26 protein-coding genes are annotated in these 21,300 nt (G+C 75.2%); 8 read left to right on the top strand and 18 right to left on the bottom strand.

What is annotated here, in order from left to right; genetic code table 11:
* Window positions 1-12: 12 nt before the first annotated feature.
* The 11 genes from AC1DT4_RS17475 to AC1DT4_RS17425 form a co-directional block, all read right to left on the bottom strand.
* A complete protein-coding gene (locus AC1DT4_RS17475; RefSeq protein ID WP_477091053.1) occupies window positions 13-1,164 on the bottom strand; it encodes a peptidoglycan-binding domain-containing protein in 1,152 nt (383 codons plus the stop codon).
* Window positions 1,161-1,553: a DUF7144 family membrane protein gene (locus tag AC1DT4_RS17470; RefSeq protein ID WP_477091052.1), complete on the bottom strand. Its 393-nt coding sequence runs from the start codon at window positions 1,551-1,553 to the stop codon at window positions 1,161-1,163. Before AC1DT4_RS17470 ends, AC1DT4_RS17475 begins: the two co-directional genes overlap by 4 nt.
* A gap of 329 nt (window positions 1,554-1,882) precedes the next feature.
* On the bottom strand, window positions 1,883-3,586 hold the full coding sequence (locus tag AC1DT4_RS17465) for a threonine/serine exporter family protein (protein WP_477091051.1): 1,704 nt from the start codon (window positions 3,584-3,586) through the stop codon (window positions 1,883-1,885).
* A 69-nt stretch (window positions 3,587-3,655) separates the two neighbouring features.
* A complete protein-coding gene (locus AC1DT4_RS17460; protein ID WP_477091050.1) occupies window positions 3,656-4,099 on the bottom strand; it encodes an SRPBCC domain-containing protein in 444 nt (147 codons plus the stop codon).
* Window positions 4,099-4,887, bottom strand: coding sequence for an SDR family NAD(P)-dependent oxidoreductase (locus AC1DT4_RS17455; protein WP_477091049.1), 789 nt, complete (start codon window positions 4,885-4,887; stop codon window positions 4,099-4,101). Before AC1DT4_RS17455 ends, AC1DT4_RS17460 begins: the two co-directional genes overlap by 1 nt.
* On the bottom strand, window positions 4,884-5,393 hold the full coding sequence (locus AC1DT4_RS17450; RefSeq protein WP_477091048.1) for a DsbA family protein: 510 nt from the start codon (window positions 5,391-5,393) through the stop codon (window positions 4,884-4,886). Before AC1DT4_RS17450 ends, AC1DT4_RS17455 begins: the two co-directional genes overlap by 4 nt.
* Before the next feature lie 18 nt (window positions 5,394-5,411).
* On the bottom strand, window positions 5,412-6,437 hold the full coding sequence (locus tag AC1DT4_RS17445) for an NAD-dependent epimerase/dehydratase family protein (RefSeq protein ID WP_477091047.1): 1,026 nt from the start codon (window positions 6,435-6,437) through the stop codon (window positions 5,412-5,414).
* A gap of 48 nt (window positions 6,438-6,485) precedes the next feature.
* Entirely contained in the window at window positions 6,486-6,713 is a 228-nt protein-coding gene (locus tag AC1DT4_RS17440) for a MoaD/ThiS family protein (protein ID WP_477091046.1), read from the bottom strand.
* Window positions 6,714-6,755: 42 nt separating this feature from the next.
* Window positions 6,756-7,322 (bottom strand): methylated-DNA--[protein]-cysteine S-methyltransferase, encoded by a 567-nt coding sequence (locus tag AC1DT4_RS17435; RefSeq protein WP_477091045.1) that lies wholly within the window; start codon window positions 7,320-7,322, stop codon window positions 6,756-6,758.
* A gap of 102 nt (window positions 7,323-7,424) precedes the next feature.
* Window positions 7,425-8,234 carry an ABC transporter permease gene (locus AC1DT4_RS17430; protein WP_477091044.1) on the bottom strand — a complete coding sequence of 270 codons (810 nt, stop codon included), beginning with the start codon at window positions 8,232-8,234 and terminating at the stop codon, window positions 7,425-7,427.
* Window positions 8,231-9,211, bottom strand: a complete 981-nt coding sequence (locus AC1DT4_RS17425; RefSeq protein WP_477091043.1) for an ATP-binding cassette domain-containing protein — start codon at window positions 9,209-9,211, stop codon at window positions 8,231-8,233. The genes AC1DT4_RS17430 and AC1DT4_RS17425 overlap by 4 nt, the downstream gene beginning before the upstream one ends.
* An 88-nt stretch (window positions 9,212-9,299) precedes the next feature.
* Here AC1DT4_RS17425 and AC1DT4_RS17420 point away from each other — a divergent pair, with 88 nt between their 5' ends.
* Window positions 9,300-10,253: a helix-turn-helix transcriptional regulator gene (locus AC1DT4_RS17420; RefSeq protein WP_477091042.1), complete on the top strand. Its 954-nt coding sequence runs from the start codon at window positions 9,300-9,302 to the stop codon at window positions 10,251-10,253.
* Here the strand turns inward: AC1DT4_RS17420 and AC1DT4_RS17415 are convergent.
* Together AC1DT4_RS17415 and AC1DT4_RS17410 are read right to left on the bottom strand one after the other, a co-directional pair.
* A complete protein-coding gene (locus AC1DT4_RS17415) occupies window positions 10,243-10,803 on the bottom strand; it encodes a nucleoside/nucleotide kinase family protein (RefSeq protein WP_477091041.1) in 561 nt (186 codons plus the stop codon). The two genes, AC1DT4_RS17420 and AC1DT4_RS17415, sit on opposite strands and share 11 nt — an antisense overlap.
* A 53-nt stretch (window positions 10,804-10,856) precedes the next feature.
* On the bottom strand, window positions 10,857-12,164 hold the full coding sequence (locus AC1DT4_RS17410) for a mechanosensitive ion channel family protein (protein WP_477091040.1): 1,308 nt from the start codon (window positions 12,162-12,164) through the stop codon (window positions 10,857-10,859).
* Window positions 12,165-12,454: 290 nt separating this feature from the next.
* On the opposite strand from AC1DT4_RS17410, the gene AC1DT4_RS17405 reads away from it, so the two are divergent.
* From AC1DT4_RS17405 to AC1DT4_RS17395, 3 genes are all read left to right on the top strand, one after another.
* On the top strand, window positions 12,455-13,270 hold the full coding sequence (locus tag AC1DT4_RS17405; protein ID WP_477091054.1) for a DNA-3-methyladenine glycosylase family protein: 816 nt from the start codon (window positions 12,455-12,457) through the stop codon (window positions 13,268-13,270).
* A 118-nt stretch (window positions 13,271-13,388) separates the two neighbouring features.
* Window positions 13,389-14,441 (top strand): DUF4349 domain-containing protein, encoded by a 1,053-nt coding sequence (locus AC1DT4_RS17400; RefSeq protein ID WP_477091039.1) that lies wholly within the window; start codon window positions 13,389-13,391, stop codon window positions 14,439-14,441.
* Window positions 14,442-14,448: 7 nt separating this feature from the next.
* On the top strand, window positions 14,449-14,742 hold the full coding sequence (locus tag AC1DT4_RS17395) for a YciI family protein (protein ID WP_477091038.1): 294 nt from the start codon (window positions 14,449-14,451) through the stop codon (window positions 14,740-14,742).
* A 3-nt stretch (window positions 14,743-14,745) separates the two neighbouring features.
* Here the strand turns inward: AC1DT4_RS17395 and AC1DT4_RS17390 are convergent, their stop codons facing one another.
* Window positions 14,746-16,113 (bottom strand): pyridoxal phosphate-dependent decarboxylase family protein, encoded by a 1,368-nt coding sequence (locus AC1DT4_RS17390; protein ID WP_477091037.1) that lies wholly within the window; start codon window positions 16,111-16,113, stop codon window positions 14,746-14,748.
* A gap of 26 nt (window positions 16,114-16,139) precedes the next feature.
* Between AC1DT4_RS17390 and AC1DT4_RS17385 the strand changes: the two genes are divergently transcribed.
* Both AC1DT4_RS17385 and AC1DT4_RS17380 read left to right on the top strand, forming a co-directional pair.
* On the top strand, window positions 16,140-16,550 hold the full coding sequence (locus AC1DT4_RS17385; protein WP_477091036.1) for a TIGR03668 family PPOX class F420-dependent oxidoreductase: 411 nt from the start codon (window positions 16,140-16,142) through the stop codon (window positions 16,548-16,550).
* A gap of 212 nt (window positions 16,551-16,762) precedes the next feature.
* A complete protein-coding gene (locus AC1DT4_RS17380; protein ID WP_477091035.1) occupies window positions 16,763-17,770 on the top strand; it encodes a hypothetical protein in 1,008 nt (335 codons plus the stop codon).
* Between the two features lies 1 nt (window position 17,771).
* On the opposite strand, the gene AC1DT4_RS17375 is transcribed toward AC1DT4_RS17380, so the two are convergent.
* A complete protein-coding gene (locus tag AC1DT4_RS17375; RefSeq protein WP_477091034.1) occupies window positions 17,772-18,506 on the bottom strand; it encodes an N-formylglutamate amidohydrolase in 735 nt (244 codons plus the stop codon).
* Complete coding sequence (locus AC1DT4_RS17370) at window positions 18,503-18,763, bottom strand: PspC domain-containing protein (protein WP_477091033.1); 261 nt, start codon at window positions 18,761-18,763, stop codon at window positions 18,503-18,505. Before AC1DT4_RS17370 ends, AC1DT4_RS17375 begins: the two co-directional genes overlap by 4 nt.
* A gap of 189 nt (window positions 18,764-18,952) precedes the next feature.
* Between AC1DT4_RS17370 and AC1DT4_RS17365 the strand changes: the two genes are divergently transcribed.
* Window positions 18,953-19,213, top strand: a complete 261-nt coding sequence (locus AC1DT4_RS17365; RefSeq protein ID WP_477091032.1) for a dsRBD fold-containing protein — start codon at window positions 18,953-18,955, stop codon at window positions 19,211-19,213.
* Window positions 19,210-19,587: a hypothetical protein gene (locus AC1DT4_RS17360; protein WP_477091031.1), complete on the top strand. Its 378-nt coding sequence runs from the start codon at window positions 19,210-19,212 to the stop codon at window positions 19,585-19,587. Before AC1DT4_RS17365 ends, AC1DT4_RS17360 begins: the two co-directional genes overlap by 4 nt.
* Before the next feature lie 11 nt (window positions 19,588-19,598).
* On the opposite strand, the gene AC1DT4_RS17355 is transcribed toward AC1DT4_RS17360, so the two are convergent.
* The gene (locus AC1DT4_RS17355) at window positions 19,599-20,030 is read right to left on the bottom strand and encodes a mucin-associated surface protein (RefSeq protein WP_477091030.1); all 432 of its coding nucleotides are present in this window, start codon (window positions 20,028-20,030) and stop codon (window positions 19,599-19,601) included.
* Entirely contained in the window at window positions 20,027-21,286 is a 1,260-nt protein-coding gene (locus tag AC1DT4_RS17350) for a serine/threonine-protein kinase (protein WP_477091029.1), read from the bottom strand. The genes AC1DT4_RS17355 and AC1DT4_RS17350 overlap by 4 nt, the downstream gene beginning before the upstream one ends.
* Window positions 21,287-21,300 lie beyond the last annotated feature (14 nt).

The raw sequence follows: 21,300 nt of genomic DNA, 5'->3' as shown, positions 1-21,300 counted from the left end.
CCGACGGTCGGCTCAGCCCTCTTCGGTCGGCGTCGGCTCGGGGGTCGGCTCGGCCGAGGCGCCCGCCTTGGCCGCGGCCAGCGCCGCCTGGAACGCCGCGACCGTCGCCGCGTCCACCGTGCCCGTCACCGGCACCCCGAGGTCCGTCTGCGCCGCCCCGACGGCTGCCGTGAGCTCGTCCGACCAGACGCCGTCGACCGGCCCGTCCCAGTAGCCCGCCAGCTTCAGCGTCTGCTGCAGCGCAGCGGTCGCCGCCGCGGACGCGGCAGCGGCCTCGGCGCCCTTCGCCTCGAGGGCCGCCTGGAGCGCGGCGTTGGTCGCCTTGTCCATGGTCCCCGTCTCGGGCAGCCCGCTCGCCTTCTGCAGGGCCTGCACGGCGGCGACCGTCTGCGGGCCGTAGATCCCGTCGACCGGTCCCGGGTCGTACCCCGCGTCCTTCAGCGACTGCTGGAGCGCGGCCGTGTAGGCGCTGACCGTGGCGCTCGCCTCCGCCTGGCGCTCGTCCGACAGGCACCCCGCGTCGCCGAAGAGCCGGAGCCACGCCATCTCCAGGGCCACCGCGGCCGAGTTGAACTGCTCGGACGCCTGCACCAACGGGGTGTCGGGCGTGATGCTGCCGAGCGCGGACGCGAACTCGTCCTCGGCCTGCTGGACGCGGGTCACCGTGGCGGCCGGGACCGTGGGCTCGGGGCTCGGCGACGCCTCCGTGGGCTCGGGCGCGGGCTCACCCGCGGCGGCCGCCTCGGCGGCGGCCAGCTCGGCCTGCGCCGTGGCGAGGTCCTCCTGGGCCTGGACCACCGCATCGCGGGCGTCGACGGCGCTCTGGCCCGCGTCCTTGGTCTCCGCCGCGGGCTCCTTGAGGTCGTCGCCGGCCGTCTGGACGTCGCCGACGGTGACCGCCGTCTGGTTGAGCACGTCCCCGTAGCGGTCCAGCGCGGTGATGTAGGTCGAGCTGGCGTCGCAGAACGCCGCGCCGGCGTCGGTCGCCGCGGCCTGCGCGGTGGCCAGCGCCTCCTCCGCGGCCGCGACGTTCGCCTGCGCGACCTCCACGTCGGACTTCGGCGTCGGCTCCGGGCCCGACGCGTCGCCGGTGCACCCCGCCAGGGCCAGCAGGAGACCGGTACCGACGGCCAGGGCGACGGCCCGAGTCGTGCGGCGGCTCATCGGACGATGTCCCGACCGTGGACCGTGAGTGCCCAGATCACGAAGACGTCGAGGGCGATGATGACCAGGCTCCACACCGGGTAGTAGGGCAGCCAGGCGAAGTTGAGCACGAGGCTCAGGCAGGCCACGAGAACACCCACCGTCCGCGCCCACACGGCCCCTTGCAGCACGAAGACGCCGGCGACGACGACCAGCGCACCGACGACGAGGTGGATCCAGCCCCAGGTCGTGACGTCCAGCTCGAAGACCCACTCCTGGCCCACCACGTAGAACGTGTCGTTGGCGACCGCGACCAGTCCCTGCACGGCGTGCAGGATCCCGATGAGGATCATCATCGTGGCGGCGAACACGGTGAGGCCGACGGCAAGTCCACTGCGTTGCTCGGTCATGTCAGAGCCCTCTCTCGACGGTGCGGTGGTCGTGCACGAGCGATCGCGCGCCAGGCGCACGACTGCGCCGCCGCCCGACGGTGAGGTGGTGCCGGCGGCGCGGCGGTCGGTGCGTGCCGCTCGACCAGCGGTGACCGGGACCGGCGGGGATCGTCGACACCCGCGGGCTCGGGGAGCGAGGACGCTGCGCAGCGGGCACGGCGACCGCCCGGCCTGCTCGGCGTCACTCGACCCTCCTCTGGATCCGCCCGCACAAAATGCCCCTGAACAGGATCATTGCGGACATCCGGGGCGAAGACCAGCACCCCGTGGCCGCGTCGTCGACCGGGTCAGAGCCGCCCGAGCGACAGCCCTGCCCGGCGCCCCACCGCGGACGCCAGCGCGATGCCCGCCAGGACGCCCACGGAGATGGCGACCATGGTCGTGCCGGCCGTGACCACGGTCGAGAGCGCCTGGTCGCCGTCGCCGAGGATCGAGGTCACCCCCACGAGCCCCAGCGCGCCGGGCACCAGCAGCCAGAACCCCGGCAGGAACCCGACGAGCGCCGGCGGTCCGGACGGGCGGGTCGCCGCGAACATCGCGACCGGGGTCATGGCGAGGGCACCGACGAACGCGGAGAACGCACCACCGAACAGCAGCCCACCGAGCACCTGACCGGAATAGGCGACGACGAGCACGAGCAGGATCCACGGCAGGGCGGGGCGCCGGGCGCAGTGGTGGAACACGACCCCGACGCCGTACACGAGCACCCCCAGCCACGGCGCCGCCCAGCCGAGCGGCTGGAAGGCCGCCGCGCCCACCTCGGACGCGGGCACCCCGACCAGGGCTGCCGCCCCGGTGATCCCGATCGCCAGCAGCACCAGCTGCATGATCCCCGCCGCGAGCCGCGCGGAGCCCGCGATCATCTGCCGGGTGGCCAGGTCGATCGCGGCGGTGGTGAGCAGCGCGCCGGGCAGGAACGTCACCAGGGGCGCCACCAGCGGCGCCAGCAGGCCGATGTCGATCCCGGTGCGCGACAGCAGGAACACCGTCACGGACACGGCGAACGCGCAGGCCAGGACCATGAGCGACTGGTACGCGGCCGGCATCCGTACCGTCGCCACCTGCACGCTCGCGATCGCCACGCCGAGCGCCGACGCCACCAGGACGTCGACCAGGCTGCCGCCCAGGATCATGGCCAGCCCCGCCGACACGCCGACGTATCCCGCGACGCGGGTGAGCCCCGGGTACAGGGGCGGCGCGGCGACAGCCGTCCGGATGCGTGCCATGCCCTCGACCGGCCCGACGTCGCCGGTCTCGGCCTCGTCCGCGACGCGGAGGACGTCCTGCACCTGGTGCAGCCGCAGCTGACGCCATCCCGCCGACGACGCAGCGGTCTGCGTCGACACGCCGTGCGGCACGGACACCAGCAACGCCGTGGGCAACGCCACCACCTCGACGTCGGGCGCGCCGTTGATCGTCGCGACCCGCTCGAGGGTCCGGTTCACCTGCACCACGGGTGCGCTCGAGTCGATCATCGCCTCGCCCAGCACCAGGAGGAAGCGCAGCGTGTCGGCGACGTCGTCCTGCGGCAGCGCGTCAGGGCTCGTCGCGGCGACCAGGTCGGGCGCCGCCGCCGCGGCCACGACCGCCCCACCCGCCACCGGCGCACCCGCGCCGCGCGTGCGGCGCACGGCGAGCACCAGCGCCGCGGCCGCCGCCGCGAGGATCAGGAGCGACGTCACGATCGCGCCGAGCGGGATGGTCGAGGTCGACGCGGCCGGCTCGTGCGTCCAGGGCACCTGGACCACGACGGTCTCGGTCACGGTGGGCTCGGGCGACGGGGGCGCGGTGGACGTCTCGTCGGTGGGGGTCGGCACCGGTTCCGCCGAGCTCGACTGCGTCGGCGCGGCGGACTGCGTCGGCTCGGGCGGGGGCGTCGTCGGCTCGTCGGTGGTGGTGCCCGTCGGCTCGGGCTGCGGCACGGGGTCGGCCGAGGCGTCGACCCCGGTCGTGGCCGGATCGGGCGCGACCGCCCCGGCGGACGCGGTCACGCCACGGCCTGCGGTGCAGCCATCGACGATCCCACCGGCCGCCTCCTCGCTGTCGCGGACACCCGGACGCTACCGGGCCGGGACGTCGTGTCCGGCGACGAACGCCGCGTAGCGGTCGAGGATCAGCGGCCAGTCCGTGAACTTGTGGCGGTCGGCGGCGTTGCCCTCGTCCCAGCCGCCGTGCTCGAGCTCCACGCGCGTGCCGCCCTCGTCGAGCGGCACGAACTGGACGGAGATCCGGCTGGGGTGCTCGCGCGTCTGCCCGAGGGTCGAGGTGTGCACGACGAGCGCGCCGCGGGCGATCGCCAGCACCCGTCCCCACTCGACCTCGCCGAGGGTCGCGTCGACCAGGTAGACGCGACCGCCGACGCGGGGCTCGATGACGGCGCCGCGGAACCCGGCCGGGTCCGGCGTGTAGTCGGGGTGCCACCACTGCCCGATCCCGTCGACCCACGCGTCGAACGCCTCGACCGGCGTCTGCGCGACGACGAGCTGGTGGCGGACCGGTTCCATCACGCCACCGGGTCGTCGTCGCCGAAGGGGGCCAGGCGGAGCGTGCGCGCGTCCGTGGCGAGGATCCGCGGCGTCGCGGCCAGCAGCGACCCGACCGTGTCGGCGCCGGCGCGCACGAACCTCCCGGACAGCGCGTCGAGCTCCCCGTCCCCGAACGCCCGCACCAGCTCGGCGACGGCGTCGACCGGCGTCCACTGCGTGCGGCCGTCGTGCATCGGCATCGACGTCGTCATGGCCGTCTCGACGTGCCCGGGCGCGAGGTCGAGCACCCGGATGCCCCGCGCCCGGTACTGCGCGTCGAGCTGGGTGGTGAACCGGGCCAGCGCGCCCTTGCTGAGCGCGTAGCCCGTGTAGCTGGTCATCGCCCGGTGCCCCGCGCCCGAGTTGAGGTTGAGCACCCGGCCGTCGCCGCGCACGAGCATGCCGGGCAGGACGGCGTGCGTCACCAGCAGCGGGCCGCGGACGTTCGCCTCGATCACTCGCCACGAGTCCTCGACGTCGTCATCGACGAACGGCACCTCGGCGCGCTCGATGACCCCGGCGTTGTTCACCAGGAGCCCGATCCCCCCGAGCTGCTCCTCGACCCGTGCCACCGCGTCGAGCACCGCCGTGCCGTCCACGAGGTCCGCGGCCGCCACACAGACCGACCCGCCGATCTCCTCGGCGACCGCGTCGAGGTGCGCGCGGGTCCGGCCCACGAGCGCGACCGCGTACCCGGCCCGCGCCAGGCCCAGCGCGATCCCCCGCCCGATCCCCCGCCCGGCCCCGGTGACCAGCGCCGTCCTCATCGGGCCGCCTCGACGGCCTCGCGCAACCGGTCCAGCGCGACCTTGCCGTGGAACCGCACGCCCCCGACGAAGACCGTGGGCGTGCCCCGCACCCCGAGCTCGATGCCGGCGGAGTAGTCCGCCGAGATCGCCGGCGCGAACGCCTGCGCGCCGTCACCGGTCACCTCGGCGGGGTCGAGCCCGAGGGTCCGCGCGGCGGCCCGCAGGTCCTGCTCCGCCAGCCGGTCCTGGTGCGACATCAGCTCGTCGTGCATCTCCCAGAACTTGCCGTGGGCGCCCGCCGCCTCGGCTGCCAGCGCGGCCGACAGCGCGTACGGGTGCACCTCGAACAGGGGGAAGTGCCGCCAGACCAGGCGCACCTGCCCGCCGGAGGTGTCCACCAGCTCGCGCAGCACGGGCGCGGCGGCCCGGCAGTACGGGCACTCGAGGTCACCGAACTCGAGCACGGTGACCGGGGCGTCGGGGCGGCCGTAGACGTGCCGCTCGGCCGGGATGTGGTCCGTCATGCGGTCGAGGATGCCAGGTCAGAGCTTCCGGGGCCGCAGGGGCGGGCTCGCCGTCCCCGCGCCGGCCGCGATGCCGTCCACGAGGTCCCGCACCGCGTCCGCCGCCGACCAGCGCGGCCGCCAGTCGAGCTCCCGCTCGGCGCGCGACGTGTCGAGCAGCGGCGCCGCGAGCGCCATGTCCAGCCATCCCGGCCCGACCGGCACCACCCGCGCGTGCCACACCGTCGCGAGCACGGCCCGGGCCTCGGCGACCGCGACCTCCCGCAGGCGCCCGCGCGCCACGACGTCGGCCACCTCCTGCCCGCGCAGCACGTCCGGGGCCGCCACGTTGAACGGTCCCCGCACGCGCCGGACGACAGCCTCCCGGTAGGCCTCGGCGGCATCGTCGGCATGGACCGCCTGGAGCCGGAGTCCCGTGGGCCACGGCAGCGCGGGAAGGTGCCCTCCGATCGCGCGCCGGGGTGCCCACGGCCCGAGGAAGTACCGCGAGATCTCGTGCCCCGCGGCGCGCTGGAACACGAGGGCGGGACGCAGCCGCGCGATGGTCAGGTCCGGGTAGCGGTCCTCCGCCTCGTCCAGCACGCGCTCCGCGGCGGCCTTGTCGACGGAGTACGACGACGACCGCACGCCGTCGGTGGCCCAGCCCTCGCCGCGCGGGACGTCGTCGGGAGCCGGCGAGTAGGCGCCGACGCTCGACGCCACGACGAGGTGCGGGACGCCGGCCCGGCGCGCCGCCTCGACCACGTTCCGGGTGCCCGTGACGTTGACGGCGTGCAGGCGGCGCCGGTCGTGGCTGGGCTGGATCGCCCACGCGAGGTGCACCACGGCGTCGGCGCCGACCAGCGACGGCACGAGGTCGTCGACGGCAGACGGCGCCGCCACGTCGCACGCGAACCACGAGGCCACGTCGTACGGGGCCGGCGGTGGCCGGCGCGGCGTGCGCCGCGCGATCGCGACCACCGACGTCACGGTGCCGTCGTCGACGAACCGCCGCAGCAGGGCCGTGCCGACGTTCCCGCTGGCTCCGACGACGACGACCCTCATGCGCACACGCTCGCAGGAGTGCGAACCGGGCGCATCCGGGGGCTGCCGTCAGCTGCCGGGCAGGACGTCGACCACGTCGCTCGGCCCGAGCGCCGCCGCGTCGTCGGACCGTACTCCGTCGACCACGAACGAGCAGCCGCCGATGAGCTGGGCGAGCTCCCCGCCGTGCCGGGCGAGCACCTGGGCGCGCAGCTCACCGACCGTCGAGGCGGGAACCTGCTCGGCGGCGGTGCCGGCGGCCTCGGCGGCGGCCGCCACGTAGCGGACGAGCGCCATGGCCCCATGCTGCCACCGGACCCCGGGTCCGGACAGGACCCGTCAGAACAGCAGGTGCTCGCGCGGCCGGCCCTTGGCCTCGAGCCCGAGCAGGAACCGCTTGCGGTCCAGGCCGGCGGCGAAGCCGGTGAGCGAGCCGTCCGCACCGATGACCCGGTGGCACGGGACGACGATCGCGATCCGGTTGCGCCCGTTGGCCGCGCCGACCGCCCGCGACGACGTCCGCGGGTCGAGCCCGATCTCCGCCGCGAGGTCGCCGTACGAGCGGGTCTGCCCGTACGGGATGCGCAGCAACCCCTCCCAGACCCGGCACTGGAACGTGGTGCCGACGAAGTGCAGCGGGAGGTCGAACTCGGTGCGCGTGCCGGCGAAGTACTCGTCGAGCTGCTCGCGCACGTGGTCGAACTCGTCGTCCGCACGCTCACCGAACGGCCCCTGCACCGCCTCGTACTTGGACCCCGGCAGGAGCAGCGCGCTGAGCCCCCCGTCGTGCGCGACGAGGGTGAGGGGCCCGACCGGCGACGGCATCACCGTGTGCACCACCCGCACGTCCGTCTCGCCCTCGCGGGCGTATCCCAGCTCCGCCGTGAGCTCCCCCTGGACCGTCATGGTCGACATCATTGCCCCACCCTCTGACATTCGACGTGAGGAGCCCGCCCGCCGCGCGACTCCACAGGGAAGACGCGCGACGGACGGGCGTTGTGAGGTGGTTCAGTCGGTGCTCCTCAGCAGCGTGCGCACCCCGACGGCCAGCCCCACGGCGGCCGTGACCACCGCAGCGAGCCAGCCCGCAGCGACCGCGCTGCTGGTCAGGTCGCCGGCGAACAAGGCCCGTTCTGCCTCGACGACCCACCGCAGCGGGTCGAACGCGGAGGCGACCTTCATCCACTCCGGCCCGGTCTCGAGCGGCAGGAGCATGCCGGACAGGATGAGCAGCGGGAACAGCACGGTCTGCTGCACCGCCCAGAACATCCACTCCTGCCGGCGCACGGCGATGGCGAGCGCATAGCTGAGCGAGCCCAGGCCGACGCCCAGCACCGCGAGCATCGCGAGCCCGAGCACCGCGCCGGCGGGGTCGGCGCGGAAGCCGAACGGCAGCATCACGAGGATGACGATGACCGCCTGCGCCACCAGCGGCACCATCTCCTTGAGCGAGCGGCCGACCAGCTGTGCCGAGCGCGACAGGGGCGTCACGAGCAGCCGCTCGTGGGCCCCGGTCTGCATCTCGAACTGCAGGTTCGCGCCGGTGGTCGACGTGCCGAACAGGGTCGTCATCACGAGGACGGACGGCACGAACCACTGCCACACCTCGGCGGAGCTCAGCCCGTCGGACGTCCCGACGAGCAGGGGTCCGAACAGCCCGAGGAACACGAGCGGCTGGACCAGCCCGAACACGACGGAGAACGGCTCGCGCACCACGGGCCGCAGCTCGCGGGTCATGACGAGCCGGACGTCGGCGAGCCACGGTCGCCGCACGGGCGTCGCGGTGCCGACAGGGGTGTCGATCGTGGTGGTGCTCATGCTGCTGCCTCCTCGGTGGTGTCGGCGGACTCGCGCAGGCTGCGGCCCGTCAGGGCCAGGAACACGTCGTCGAGCGTGGGTCGCACGGCCAGGGCCTCGAGCAGCGGGGCACCCGCGGCGGACGCGGCGAGCACCAGCTCGGGGACGGCGACCGCGGCGTCGGCGACCCGCGCCTCGACCCGGGCGCCGTCGACCGTGACGTCGCGGGCGCCGGGCATCGCCTCGACGATCGTCGCCACCCGCGCCGCCGTCCCGGGGACCGCCGCGGTGAGGACGACGCGGTCCCCCGCGAGCGTGCGCTTGAGCCCGTCCGCGGTGTCGTCGGCGATGACCTGGCCGTGGTCGACGACGACGACGCGCTCGGCCATCGTGTCGGCCTCGTCGAGGTAGTGCGTGGTGAGCACGATCGTCATGTCGTGCTCGGCGCGCAGCCGCAGGATGTGGTCCCACAGGTTGGCGCGGTTCTGCGGGTCGAGGCCGGTGGACGGCTCGTCGAGGAAGAGCAGCCTCGGCGCGTGCACCAGGCCGAGGGCGACGTCGAGCCGCCGGCGCTGGCCGCCCGACAGCTCGGACACCTTCCGCCGGGACAGCGAGGTCAGGTCGAGCGCCTCGAGCAGCTCGCCGGTCCGCCGCCTGGCCGACGCCCGGTCGAGCCCGTAGACCTGGCCCTGCATCGTGAGCTCGTCGGCGCCCCGCTGCTGGTGGCCCGCGCCGTTGCCCTGCCCGACGTAGCCGATGTGCCGCCGCACGGTGGCCGGGTCGGCGACCACGTCGACTCCCGCGACGGTCGCCGTGCCGGACGTCGGGCGGACGAGCGTGGTGAGCATCCGCATCGTGGTGGTCTTGCCGGCGCCGTTGGGCCCGAGCACGGCGACCAGCTCGCCGGGCGCGATGTCGAGGTCGATCCCGCGCACGGCGTGCACGGTCTCGGTGCGGCTCACCTCGAAGTCCTTGGTCAGTCCTCGCGTGTGGATCATGGGGTTCTCCCTCGTGAGTGGGTACGGGAACCAGGCTGCCGGGAGTAGCGGTCAGGTCCTGTCCGCCATCGGATGCGATCCTGGGGGCATGTCGACGCCGTCCTCCCGCCTCCTCGCCCTGCTGTCGCTGCTGCAGGCGCGCCGCGACTGGCCCGGCGGCGTCCTGGCGGACCGGCTCGGCGTCAGCCCCCGCACCGTGCGGCGCGACGTCGACCGGCTCCGGGAGCTCGGCTACCCGGTGCACGCGTCGAAGGGCCCGGACGGCGGCTACCGGCTCGACGCCGGCACCCAGATGCCGCCGCTGCTGCTCGACGACGAGCAGGCGGTGGCGCTCGTCGTGGCCCTGCAGACCGCGTCCACGGGCGTAGCGGGGGTCGACGAGGCGGCCGTCCGCGCGCTCGCGACCCTGCGGCAGGTGATGCCCGCGCGGCTCCGGACGGCCGCCGACGCCCTGCAGGTCACCGCCGTCTCGCGCGGCGGCGACCGGCCCCAGGTCGACCAGGAGGTCCTGCTGACGGTCGGCTCCGCCGTGCGCGCGCGCGAGGTCCTGCGGTTCGACTACGCGGGCGGCCGGGCCACCGACCTCCCGCGCCGGGCCGAGGCCCACCACCTGGTCACGTGGGGCGGCCGCTGGTACCTCGTGGGCTACGACCTCGAGCGCGCCGACTGGCGCACGTTCCGCGTGGACCGCATGACGCCGAAGACCGGGACCGGCCCGCGCTTCGCGCCGCGGGAGCTGCCCGCGGTGGACGTCGCGGCGTTCGTCGCGCAGCAGTTCAGCGGGATCAACCCGTGGCCGTGCCGCGGCGAGGCGGAGGTCGACATGGACGCGTCCGAGGTCGCGCGGTGGGCCGGGCGCGGCGCGCTCGTCGAGAGCCTCGGCGAGGGGCGCAGCCGCGTGGTGCTCAGCGCCTGGTCGTGGGACGGGGTCGCCGCGACCTTCGCGATGTTCGGCGTGCCGCTGCGGGTGGTCGGACCGCCCGAGCTGGCCGACGCGATGCACCGCCTGGCGGCGCGGCTCACGGCCGCCGTCACGGCGTGAGCAGCGCGGGGTGCCTCGGGTCGTCGACGTGCACGACGACGTCCGCCACCTCCGCGGGACGCATCTCGTCGTCGTACCGCGCGAACGCCGGCAGCGCCCACCGCTCCTCGGGCGCCGTCCGCCGCTCGAGCGTCGCGGGGCGGACCGTCAGGTGCACGGCGAGCTCGTGGTCGAGCCAGCGGCCCAGCAGCAGGCTGCCGTCGAGCACGAGCACGGCACGCTCGGGCGCCTGCGCGTACGGCACTCGCGTGGCGCGGTCGGCGACGGCGTCCCACAGGGTCGGCAGGTACCGGCCCGTGGACCTGAACGGGTCGAGCACCTCGCGGGCGAGCGCGCGCAGGTCGAGGCGGTCCTCCAGGTAGGCGTCGGCGTCGTCCCGCCCGTGCTCGAGCCGCACCGACGCCGGCCGCAGGAAGTCGTCCGCGTGCACCCGGACCACCGGGCGGCCGGCGGCGCGCAGCGGCTCGACGAGGGCGTCGGCCCACCCGTCCGGACCGGTCGGCGGGGCGCCGTCGACGAGCACGCGCGCCCGCCCGTCGATCTCGAGCACGCGGCCGACGACGAGGTCGACGACCCCCGCGGCGGTGGCGGGGCGGATCGGGCTCAGGGCTGCCGACCCTCGCCGTGCTGCTCGGCGGTCTGCTCGCGCTCGTCGATCACGTCCTGACCCGGGCCTGCGAAGTTCCGGGACCGTTCGAGGGCCTCGATGCTGCCGGTGAACAACCGCGAGTCCTGGCCGCCGGTGCGGATGGTCTGCGTGTCGTCGGCGGACCACCCGCCGGGGACGGGAAGCGTCGGCGTCGGCGCCGTCTCGGGCCGCGCCCGGCGTCCGACCGTCGGCGGGCCGCCCTCCCACCGGGTCTTCGGCAGCCCCTGCGGCGCCTCCCGCTGCAGCCAGCCGACCAGCCCCTCGCGCACGTAGCAGCGCAGGTCGAACAGCGTCGGGGCGTCGACCGCGCTGGCCAGCGCCCGGACCCGTACGACGCCGCCGACCGCGTCGGTGACCTGCAGGATGCCCACGCGCCGGTCCCACAGGTCGGTCTCCTGCAGGAGCCGCGTGAGCTCCGCGCGCATCGGTTCGACCGGCGCGTCCCAGTCGACGTCGAGCTCGACGGTGCCCAGCAGGTCGGCCGCGCGCCGGGTCCAGTTCTCGAACGGCGTCGTCGTGAAGTACGTGGACGGCAGGATCAGGCGGCGGTCGTCCCAGATGTGCACGACGACGTACGTGAGCGTGATCTCCTCGATGCGCCCCCACTGCTCGTTCACGACGACGACGTCGTCCACCCGGATCGCGTCCGTGAACGCCAGCTGCATCCCCGCGAAGACGTTGGCCAGCGAGCTCTGCGCCGCGAGGCCCGCGACGATCGAGATGAGTCCCGCCGACGCCAGCAGGCTCGCCCCGAGCGCGCGCGCCGGCGGGAACGTGAGCAGGATCGCTGCGATCGCGCAGAGGACCAGCACGGCCACGGTCAGGCGACGCAGCACCTGCACCTGCGTGCGCACGCGGCGGGCGTGCCGGTTGTCGGCGACGTCGATCCGGTAGCGCTGCAGGGCGGCGTCCTCGAGCACGAAGGCGAGGCTGCCGATGAGCCAGGCCATCGTGATGATGAACGCGATGAGCAGGACGTGCTCGGCCGTCCGGGTCCAGTCGGACGGGTCCGTGCTCAGCCGCAGCGCGATCCAGACGGCGACCACGAACAGGACCGCCCGCATCGGGGTGCGCGACCGCCGGGTCAGGTCCGCTGCGACCGCCGACCTGCGCGCGACCCGGCGGACCAGGACCGCGATGAAGGTGGCCGTGAGGTAGGCGACGACGACGGCGGCGAGGATCGACACCGTCGGGACGACGAATCCCTGCACGTCGTGGGCGACGGTGTCGTCGGTGGTGGCGGAGGGCAGCAGCTGCAGCACGGTGCCAGCGTACGTAGGTGCGCCCCGTCCCCGTTTCTCGGGGACGGGGCGCCACGGAGAGGCGTCTCGCCGGCACGAGGCTTGGCGCACTCCCTGAACCCTTACGGGCGGTCCGGCTCTCGCCGTGACCCTCGGCAACGCGGCCCGACTTGCGACCGGCTGGTCGCCCCGGAGTCCCGTGGCGATCAGCTAGAACAGTTCTAGCACTGTCACGAGTGGGGCGCATCCTTTCCATGTGACCATCTTGTGTTGGTAAAGCCGCCTCGCCCGCCGATCGTAAGGATTCGACCATCACCACGGCTCTCACGCTGCAGCGGCCGTTCGACCCCGCTCCCGCGCTCGCCTCCCTCGCCGCCCACGCGGTGCCCGGGGTCGAGGTGGTGTCGGGCAGCATCGTCCGGCGGGTCGTCGGCGGCGCCGTGGTCACGGCGGCCCTGTCGCCGGACCGGATCAACCTCGTCGCCGGTGCGGACCTCGATCTGGCGGCCCTCGCCGACACCTGGTTCGGCCTCGCCGACGACCTCGGCGCCGTCCACGACGCCTTTTCCGGCGACCCGGTCCTCGGCCCGCTCGTCCGCGCGCGCCCGGGCCTGCGCATCCTCGGGCACCCCGACGGGTTCGAGGCGGCCGTGACCACCGTGCTCGGCCAGCAGGTCTCGCTCGCGGCGGCCCGCACGTTCGGCGGCCGGCTCGCCGCGGCGTACGGCACGCCGGGGCCGGACGGCCTGACGGTCTACCCGTCGCCGGCCACGCTCGCCTCCGTGGACCCGGTCGAGCTGCAGGCCGTCGTCCGGATCACCCACTCGCGCGCCCGCACGCTGCACGCCCTCGCGCGGGCGAGCGCCGACGGGCTCTCCCTCACCCCGGGCGCCCCCGACGTCCGCGAGCGCCTGCTCGCGCTGCCGGGCATCGGTCCGTGGACGGCGGACTACCTCGCCCTGCGTGTGCTCGGCGACCGGGACGCGCTCCCCGTCGGCGACCTGGTGCTGCGCCGGGCGCTGGGCGTCGGCACCGCGGTCGAGGTGGCCCGCCTGGCCGAGTCGTGGCGGCCGTGGCGGGCCTTTGCTGCGGTGCACTTGTGGACCGCCACGGCCTACGGCCTCTGAGCAGGCAGAACGCGGGCCGGTGACGGCCCGGTCACGATTCGGTGCCGCGGGTCCCGACGCCGTCACAGTTGAGTCACAGGCGGCCCACAGTCTCGCCGACGGCCCTACGTTCACGGCCATGAACCCCACGACGACCCGCCCCGGCTCGAAGGTCCGCGCCCGCACCGCCCGCCTGGCGGTGGTCGGCATCATCGCGCTCGGCGCCACGCTCAGCGCCTGCTCCGCCGGCGACAGCGGCTCGTCCGCCGACACCGGCTACTCCGAGAGCCAGGCCGACGGCGGCGCCGTCGGCGCGGACCAGGGCGGCGGCTCCGACGCCGGCGTCCAGGACGGCAGCGCCGAGGGCTCGGTCGCCCCGGCCGCCAACGACGCCGACGCCAACCGCCAGGTGATCCAGACCGGCGACGTCGCGATGTCGGTGAAGGACCCCCGGGTCGCCGCCGACGAGATCGTCCGGCTCACCGAGGATTCCGGCGGCCGGGTCGACGACCGCGCCGAGCAGGCGCAGACCGAGACGGAGGTGGGCACCGCCGCGCTGACGATCCGGCTCCCCGCCGCCGCCGTGACCCCGACGCTGGTCGCCCTGCGCGAGCTGGGCGACGTCGACAAGGTGAACCTCGCGAAGAAGGACGTCACCGCGGCGTCGCAGGACCTCGACGCCCGCATCCACGCGATGCAGCTCTCGGTCGGCCGCATGGAGAACCTGCTGGCCACCGCGACCACGCACGACGAGATCGTCACGGCCGAGAACGCGCTGACCGAGCGCGAGACCAGCCTCGAGACGCTGCTCTCCCAGCGGTCGGCCCTCGCCGAGCAGGTCTCGCTGTCGACCATCCACGTCACCCTCGTCGGCCCCGACCTGCCGCCGTACGTCGAGCCGCCTGCGCCGCCTGTGCCCCCGACCGGCCCGCAGTCCTTCGTGGAAGGCCTGTCCACCGGCTGGAACGCGCTCGTCTCGCTGGTCTCCGGCATCGTCATCGTCCTCGGCGTCCTGCTCCCGTGGCTCGCGTTCGGCGGAGCGATTGCCGCGGGCGTCGTCGCCCTGGTTCGCTGGAGCCGGCGGTTCCGCACCCCGGTGGTCGTGCAGCCCCTCGCGGCGGGACCCGGCAACCCGTTCGACCCGCCGGCGGGGCCTCCGGCCGCGCGTCCCGTCGACCCCGACCAGCACTGAGGAAGCCATGAGCCGGTTCGTCCTCCTGCACGTCCGCGGCCCCGCAGTCCCCGACGGCCGGCCCGTCGGGGACCACCCGGGCATCGCCGGCCACTACGCGTTCCTCCAGCGGCGGCACGCCGCCGGCGAGCTCGTCGCCGCCGGTCCGTTCGAGGACGTCGAGGGCAGCGGGATGACGGTCCTCGACGTCGCGTCCCTGGAGGACGCCGTGCGGCTGGCGACGCAGGACGACCAGGCGGTGCGGGACGGGGTGCTCGCGGTCACGGTGCGGCCGTGGCGCGTGGTGCTCGAGCGGTCGTAGAGGTCAGGTCGCCGCGCGGCGTACCGCGTCGACCGAGCGGGCGACGTCCTCGTCGTCGGTCGACCAGTTGCTCACCGAGACGCGGAGCACGTCCCGGCCCTGCCAGCGGGACCCGGACATCCACGTCGCCCCGTCGGCCAGCACTTGCGCGGTGACCTCGCGGGTGCGCTCGTCGCTGCCGAACGCGACGCTGACCTGCGTGAACACGACGTCGTTGAGGATCTCGGCGCCGTCGATCGCGGCGATGCCGTCGGCGATCTGGCGGGCGCGCGCGACGAGGCCGTCGACCAGGTCCGCGACGCCGGACCGGCCCAGCGACCGCAGGACGGCCCACACGGGGACCCCGCGGGCGCGCCGTGACAGCTCGGGCACCTTCTCCATCGGGTCCCCCGCCCCCTGGAAGGTCGCGAAGTAGTCGGCGCGCATGCCGAAGGCCCGGCGCAGCGGCTCGGGCCGCGCGACGATCGCGAGCCCGCAGTCGTACGGCACGTTGAGCGTCTTGTGCGCGTCGGTGCCCCACGAGTCGGCCCGCTCGTAGCCGTCGAGCAGCCCGCGCAGCCGCGGGGAGGCGGCCGCCCAGAGCCCGAACGCGCCGTCGACGTGCACCCAGGCGCCGCGGGCGTGCGCCACGGCGATGGCGTCGGCCATGGGGTCGGACGCGCCGGAGTGCAGGTTGCCCGCCTGCAGGCACACGATGGTCGGACCGTCGCCGAGGGCTCGTTCGAGCTCGCCGACGACCAGGCGGCCCTGCCGGTCGGCCGGCACGATCGTGGGCGCGCCGAGCCCCAGGTAGCGCAGCGCGAGGTCGACCGTCTCGTGCCGCTCGGCCCCGACGAGCACCCGGACGCGCGGCGCACCGGCCAGCCCGTCCTGGTCGAGGTCCCAGCCCACGTCGGTGAGCACCTGCTGACGCGCGGCGGCCAGGCCGGTGAAGTTCGCCATGGTCGCGCTCGTGACGAACCCGACGTCGGCACCCGCGGGCAGCCCGAGCAGGTCGAGCGCCCACGCGCCGGCGGCCTCCTCGACCGCCACCACCCCGGGCGTCGCGTGCCGCAGGGCCGTGTTCTGGTCCCACGCGCTGGTCAGCCAGTCGGCCGCGAGGGCCGCCGGGTGCGTGCCGCCGATGACCCAGCCGAAGAACCGGCCCGAGGGCATCCCCATGAGCCCGGGCTCGATGCCGGCCGCCAGCTCGTCGACGACGACCTCGGGCGCGGTCGGGCCGTCCGGCAGGGGCCCGCCGAGCACCGCGGCGAGCTGGTCGGCGTCGGCCGTCGGGTGGACGGGCCGCTCCGGGAGGGACAGGAGCCACTCCCGTGCGTGGTGCGCCGCGCGATCGAGTGCCGGGGCGAACGCCGGCCACCGTGCCGTCATGGCGCCAGCCTCGCAGACTGGTGGCCGTGGACGCGCACGAGTGCCGGTCGAGGTTCGTCGCCGCGGAGCGCGCGGTGCTGGCGACGACCGGCGCGGACCTGCGCCCCCACCTCGTCCCGGTGACGTTCGCGCTTCTCGGCGACGTCGTCGTGGTGACCGTCGACCACAAGCCCAAGCGCAGCACGGACCTGCGGAGGCTGCGCAACATCCGCGAGAACCCGAGCGTGGCCTTCCTCGTCGACCACTGGTCGACGGACTGGACCCGGCTGTGGTGGGTCCGCGCCGACGCGACGGCCGAGGTTCTCGACGGGCCGCCCGCACCCGCCGAGCTCGCGGCCCTGCAGGAGCGCTACGCGCCGTACCGCGAGGTGCCGTCGCAGGGTCCCGTCATCCGCGCACGCGTGCACCACTGGACGGGCTGGCAGCCGAACGGGTGAACGGTTGTCGTGGGGCAACCGTGCGTTGCACCGGGAAGGCGGAATTCACCCGGTCGATTCGTCCGGGGGTGTCGTCGGATCGCGTGTTTGCGCCGGCGGGGTCACTCGGATGGAGGAGTCCGCACCCCACGACGGTCAATAGCGTCGACGTCGGCGTCTGAGACTCCCGGGCACAGAAGGGCCAGTTCCGGGGCCGGACCGAGGAGGTGGACGTGAGCGTAGCGGGCAAGGACCCGCAGTGGCGGGATGCGGAGCGCTTTGCCGAGCGGCACGCGCGCACCGTCCTCGCGCGCACCGACGTCCGCGTCACGCCCACCGGCACCACCACCGACCTGGACCTCATCGGCGCCGACTTCGCCGCCCGCGTCGAGCACCGGCGCAGCCCCGTCGGCCGTGACGACCTCGAGGACCTGCGGGCGGCCGCCGGCGCCTCGGTCGCCGTCTTCTACTCCCGCTCCGGGTACACCAAGACGTCGGTGCTCTGGGCCGAGGAGCACCGCATCGCGCTCTTCGGGTACACGGACACCGGGTTCGCGGCCCCCGTGAACCAGTGCGCGGTCGAGCTCGTGCACCGCGGGCAGGCCGAGAGCGAGCAGCACGTGCGCGTGGCTACGGAGCTGGTGGCGCGGCGCGCGACGGCGGCCCGCCAGGCGGCCGAGCGGCGGGAGCGCGAGGCCCACGCCGAGGTGCTGCGCGCCGAGAACGAGGCCCGCGTGGCGGCCGAGCGCCGCCGGACCGCGCGGATGCGGTCGGAGACCCTGCTGGGCCGGACGGTCGTGCTCCTGCTCGCCATCCAGCTGGACCCCGACGCGCTGCGGTCCACGGTCGAGCGGCTCGCCCAGTCGACCCTGGTCAGCGCGGTCGCCGACGCCGCCGCCCGGATGCCCATGGGCGACCGCCCCCACGCGGTCGCGCTGGTGCGTTCGCTGTTCGACGACGCCGCCGCCGCGCTCGAGGTCATGACGCCGCCCGCCGCGCGGGACACGACGAACTACCGCGCGGCCCGCCAGACCGTCGAGCGCGCGCTCGACGCCCTCGACGCCGCGGACGGCGCCGGGATCGTGGGCCACGTGGCCCCGGAGACGGTGTCGACGCAGATGCGCCAGGCCGAGCGGTGCTGGCGCGCGCTCGTCGACGAGCTGGAGAAGGTCGTCCCGGCCCCGACGGGTCTGCTGCTCCCGTCGCAGCGCCGGCCTCGGCACCTCTCGTCCACGGTGTAACTCAGCGGCTCGCGAGGCCGTCGACCAGGCGGGCGAGCCCCGCCACCACTTGGTCGAACCCTCCCGTGGCCTGCACGGTCGTCTCGTCCAGGTACGTGTCGCGCCGGAGCTCGATCATGAGCGAGACCACCCGCGGGTCCGTGCCGTGGTGTGCGAGCGGCACGTAGGTCCCCGCGAACGGGGAGTCGAGCGCGACCTCCCAGCCGTCGAACGCGGCGCGGCCGGCGTCGACGAGCCAGGCCGGCGTGTGGACGGGGTCCGTGCCGAGGCAGACCTGCGGGCGGGGGGCGTCGGCGGCGGCCCGCTCGTACGGCAGGCGGACGGTCGGGTACGAGTGCAGGTCGAGCACCACGGCCCGACCGTGCTCGGCGAGCAGCCGGCCCACGCGGGCCGTCACGGCGGCGGCGTGCGGGTGGAAGTACCTGTCGAGCAGCGTCGGGTCCACCGCCTCCCGCAGCACCCGGCCGTCGTGCGTCCGCGTGTAGACCGCGCCCATGCCGACCTCGTTCATCGCCTCGCGCGCGTCGGGGAAACGCTCGACGTCGACGACCAGCCGCGAGACGGGCGCGACGACGACGTCCCCCGACACGGCCAGCGCGAGCTCGTCGGTGAGCGAGTCGGTCATCCGGTCGAGCTCGCGCTCGAGGTCGACGTCCGACAGCACGATCCCCGCCCGGACGTCGGCGGGGACCGCGCGCGAGCTGTGCGGGACGTGGAGCAGGACGCTGGACGTCACGCCCCCGAGCCCGCCGGACCGGTCGTCGGGCCCTGCGCCGGGACCCAGCGCTCGGTCGGCATCAGGATCCACAGGATCGGGTAGACGAGCAGCTGGCTGCCCGGGACGACGAACAGGATCAGCACGAACAGGAGCCGTGCCAACCAGGGGTCGATGCCGAACCGCCGGCCCAGCCCGGCGCAGACGCCGCCCAGCACACGGCCGTCGATCGGCCGGACCAGGCCCTCGCGAGCCATGCCGTCGTGGATGGTGCCCATGTCGTGCTCCTCTCGTGCCGGCCTCGATGACCGGGCACCACCAGGATGCGACCGGGGACCCCTCGCGCGCATCGGTGATCGCCCGGATCGTCCCCCTGATCCTCAGGACCTTGTGCCCTGGTCGCTGCTCGGGGTCCGGCGCAGGCTGGAGTGCGACGACGACGACGACGACGACGAAGGAGCCGAGCCGTGACCGAGACCTGGACCGTGGCGATCCACCTCATGGACGCCGCCGACGACCTGACCACCAGCGCCCACGCCGTCCTCACCACGTCGACCGGCGCGACGCTCGACGGCTACGGCCGTGCGCGGTTCAGCGCGTACGACGTCGACGCGCCCGAGGTCGGCACCGAGGTGGCGGCCGCACGGGCCTTGCGGCACCTGGCGGACCGGCTGCTGCAGGCGTGCCCGGACGAGCTGGGGTCCCCGGCCCTCCTCCTGGTGCCGTGACGGGGCCGGGCGCCCGCCGCTGGACGCTCGCGCTCGAGGGGTTCACCACGGTCGGCGCGGTCGCCGGCGTGCAGGGGTTCCTCTCCGGACAGTTCGCGCCCTTGGTGGACCAGCTCCCGATCGTCGACGCGCCCGTGCTCCCCGCCGCCGCGCTCGGGCTGTGCATCGCGGTGCCGCAGGGCGCGGCCCTGGTCCTCGGGCTGCGCCGGCACCCGCGCGCCGCCCAGGCCGGGCTGGCCGCCGGCCTCGTGCTCACGGGGTGGGTGCTCGCGCAGCTGCCCCTCATCGGCTGGACGTCGCCCGTGCAGTGGGTCTTCGTCGCGGTGGGCGTGGGCGAGACCGCGGCGGCGGCGCGCTGGCTGCGCAGCTCCTGATCCCGGCGGGGCTACTTCCCGCCCTTGCCCTTGCCCGGGCCCTTGTCCTTGTCGTTGCCCTTGGCCGGAGGGGCAGCCGGTGCCGGTGCGGGTTCCGTCGCCGCCGCCGACGCCTCCGCCGCGGCCTGCTCGGCGGCCGCCTGCTCGGCCGCTATCCGGGCCTGCTCGGCCGTGATCTCGGCCTCGACCCGCTCGAGGGCGGCGTCGACCTCCCGGTAGCGCGCGGTCGAGACCTCGCCGGCGTCGGCCCCGGCGTCGAGCTCGGTCCGGGCCTCGTCGAGCAGGACCAACGCGTCGGCCCAGCGCGCCTCGCTCGCCGCCTGGCTGACGGCGAGGACCGTCTCCTGGAGGGTGTGCGCCCGGTCGGGGGCCAGGTCGGGGCTGGTGCCGCACCCCGCGAGCAGCAGGCCGGCACCGAGCACCAGGGCGATGGGCCGCCTCACGGCTCGACGCTCTCTTGCAGCTGGGTCAGCGCCTCGCCGATCGTCCCCGGGACGGCCGGGTAGGTCGGGGCGACGGACGGCTCGGTGCCGTCCGATGCCAGGTGCCCGACGAGAACGGCGCCGCCGGCCACCAGCGCCACCGCCCCGGCGGCGACAGCCCAGCGGGCCGAGCGGACGCGCGCCCGCCACCCCACCGGCGCCGCGGGTGCGGCGACCGTCGGCGGCAGCTCCTGGGTCGCAGGATCGGCGGCGCGATCGGCCGCCTCGTCGGCGGGGCCCTGTGCGGTGGGGGCCACGCGCTCGGACGTGGGCTCGGCCACGCCCTCGGCCGTGGGCTCGGCCACGGGGAGCACGAGGGTCTCGCCGGAGGTCGGGCCCACGAGCGCGGCGAGGCCGGCCGCGACCTCGTCCGCGGTGGGTCGATCGTCGGGCGACAGGCGCGTCATCCGCGCGAGCAGGTCGCCCAGCTCCGGCCGGAGCTCGGCGGGCACCACCGGGACGGAGGTCAGGCGGGCGGTCGCGACCTCGGCGGGCGTGCCCGTGAAGGCCGCGCGGCCGGTCGCGCACTCGATGAGCACCAGGCCCAGCGCGTACACGTCGCTGGCCGGTCCGAGTGCGGTGCCGGTCGCCTGCTCCGGGCTCAGGTAGTGCACGGTGCCGAGCGTCATGCCGGTCATCGTCAGCCGGGTGGCGCCGGCCAGCCGGGCGATGCCGAAGTCGGCCAGCTTGACCGCGTGGCCCGTCGGGGCGTCGTCGTCGAGCGCGTCGGGCCTGGTCAGCAGGACGTTGGCCGGCTTGATGTCGCGGTGGACGATGTCCTGCGCGTGCACCACCGCCAGCGCCTCGGCCACGTCCCTGCCGACCACCGCGACCTGCGCGTCGCTCAGGGTCCCGCGCCGCAGGCGCTCGGCGAGCGTCGGGCCGGCGACCAGCTCCATGACGAGGTACACCTGCTGCGAGCGGTCGTCGCCGTGGACCGTGCCCGCGTCGTGCAGGGTGACCAGGCCCGGGTGGCTCAGGGTGGCCAGCACGCGGATCTCGGCGCGGTTGCGCAGGAGGTCGTCGGCATCCTCGTGCACGGCGGGGAACACCTTGACGGCGACGTCCCGCTCGAGCAGGAGGTCGTGGGCGCGGTGCACCGTCGCCATGCCGCCGCGGCCGAGGACGTCGTCGAGCCGGTACCGACCGTCGAGGACCGGGCGAGGCTCCTCGACCTCGCCCGACGCGTCCGGGGGTGACCCCGCATCTGGCAGCACGTCGCCCGACGCTA

It is taken from the genome of Cellulomonas sp. P4_D11, assembly GCF_056401915.1.
This window is presented reverse-complemented; position numbering and strand designations above follow the sequence as displayed.

What these genes read in the sequence shown, in the direction of transcription:
- AC1DT4_RS17420 (WP_477091042.1), top strand. Translation starts at nt 9,300, where the DNA reads ATGTCGACGCCGTCCTCCCGCCTCCTCGCCCTGCTGTCGCTGCTGCAG.
- AC1DT4_RS17455 (WP_477091049.1), bottom strand. Translation starts at nt 4,887, where the DNA reads ATGAGGACGGCGCTGGTCACCGGGGCCGGGCGGGGGATCGGGCGGGGG.
- AC1DT4_RS17370 (WP_477091033.1), bottom strand. Translation starts at nt 18,763, where the DNA reads ATGGGCACCATCCACGACGGCATGGCTCGCGAGGGCCTGGTCCGGCCG.
- AC1DT4_RS17435 (WP_477091045.1), bottom strand. Translation starts at nt 7,322, where the DNA reads ATGACGGTCCAGGGGGAGCTCACGGCGGAGCTGGGATACGCCCGCGAG.
- AC1DT4_RS17445 (WP_477091047.1), bottom strand. Translation starts at nt 6,437, where the DNA reads ATGAGGGTCGTCGTCGTCGGAGCCAGCGGGAACGTCGGCACGGCCCTG.
- AC1DT4_RS17460 (WP_477091050.1), bottom strand. Translation starts at nt 4,099, where the DNA reads ATGGAACCGGTCCGCCACCAGCTCGTCGTCGCGCAGACGCCGGTCGAG.
- AC1DT4_RS17400 (WP_477091039.1), top strand. Translation starts at nt 13,389, where the DNA reads ATGAACCCCACGACGACCCGCCCCGGCTCGAAGGTCCGCGCCCGCACC.
- AC1DT4_RS17390 (WP_477091037.1), bottom strand. Translation starts at nt 16,113, where the DNA reads ATGACGGCACGGTGGCCGGCGTTCGCCCCGGCACTCGATCGCGCGGCG.
- AC1DT4_RS17430 (WP_477091044.1), bottom strand. Translation starts at nt 8,234, where the DNA reads ATGAGCACCACCACGATCGACACCCCTGTCGGCACCGCGACGCCCGTG.
- AC1DT4_RS17470 (WP_477091052.1), bottom strand. Translation starts at nt 1,553, where the DNA reads ATGACCGAGCAACGCAGTGGACTTGCCGTCGGCCTCACCGTGTTCGCC.
- AC1DT4_RS17450 (WP_477091048.1), bottom strand. Translation starts at nt 5,393, where the DNA reads ATGACGGACCACATCCCGGCCGAGCGGCACGTCTACGGCCGCCCCGAC.
- AC1DT4_RS17425 (WP_477091043.1), bottom strand. Translation starts at nt 9,211, where the DNA reads ATGATCCACACGCGAGGACTGACCAAGGACTTCGAGGTGAGCCGCACC.
- AC1DT4_RS17440 (WP_477091046.1), bottom strand. Translation starts at nt 6,713, where the DNA reads ATGGCGCTCGTCCGCTACGTGGCGGCCGCCGCCGAGGCCGCCGGCACC.
- AC1DT4_RS17395 (WP_477091038.1), top strand. Translation starts at nt 14,449, where the DNA reads ATGAGCCGGTTCGTCCTCCTGCACGTCCGCGGCCCCGCAGTCCCCGAC.
- AC1DT4_RS17475 (WP_477091053.1), bottom strand. Translation starts at nt 1,164, where the DNA reads ATGAGCCGCCGCACGACTCGGGCCGTCGCCCTGGCCGTCGGTACCGGT.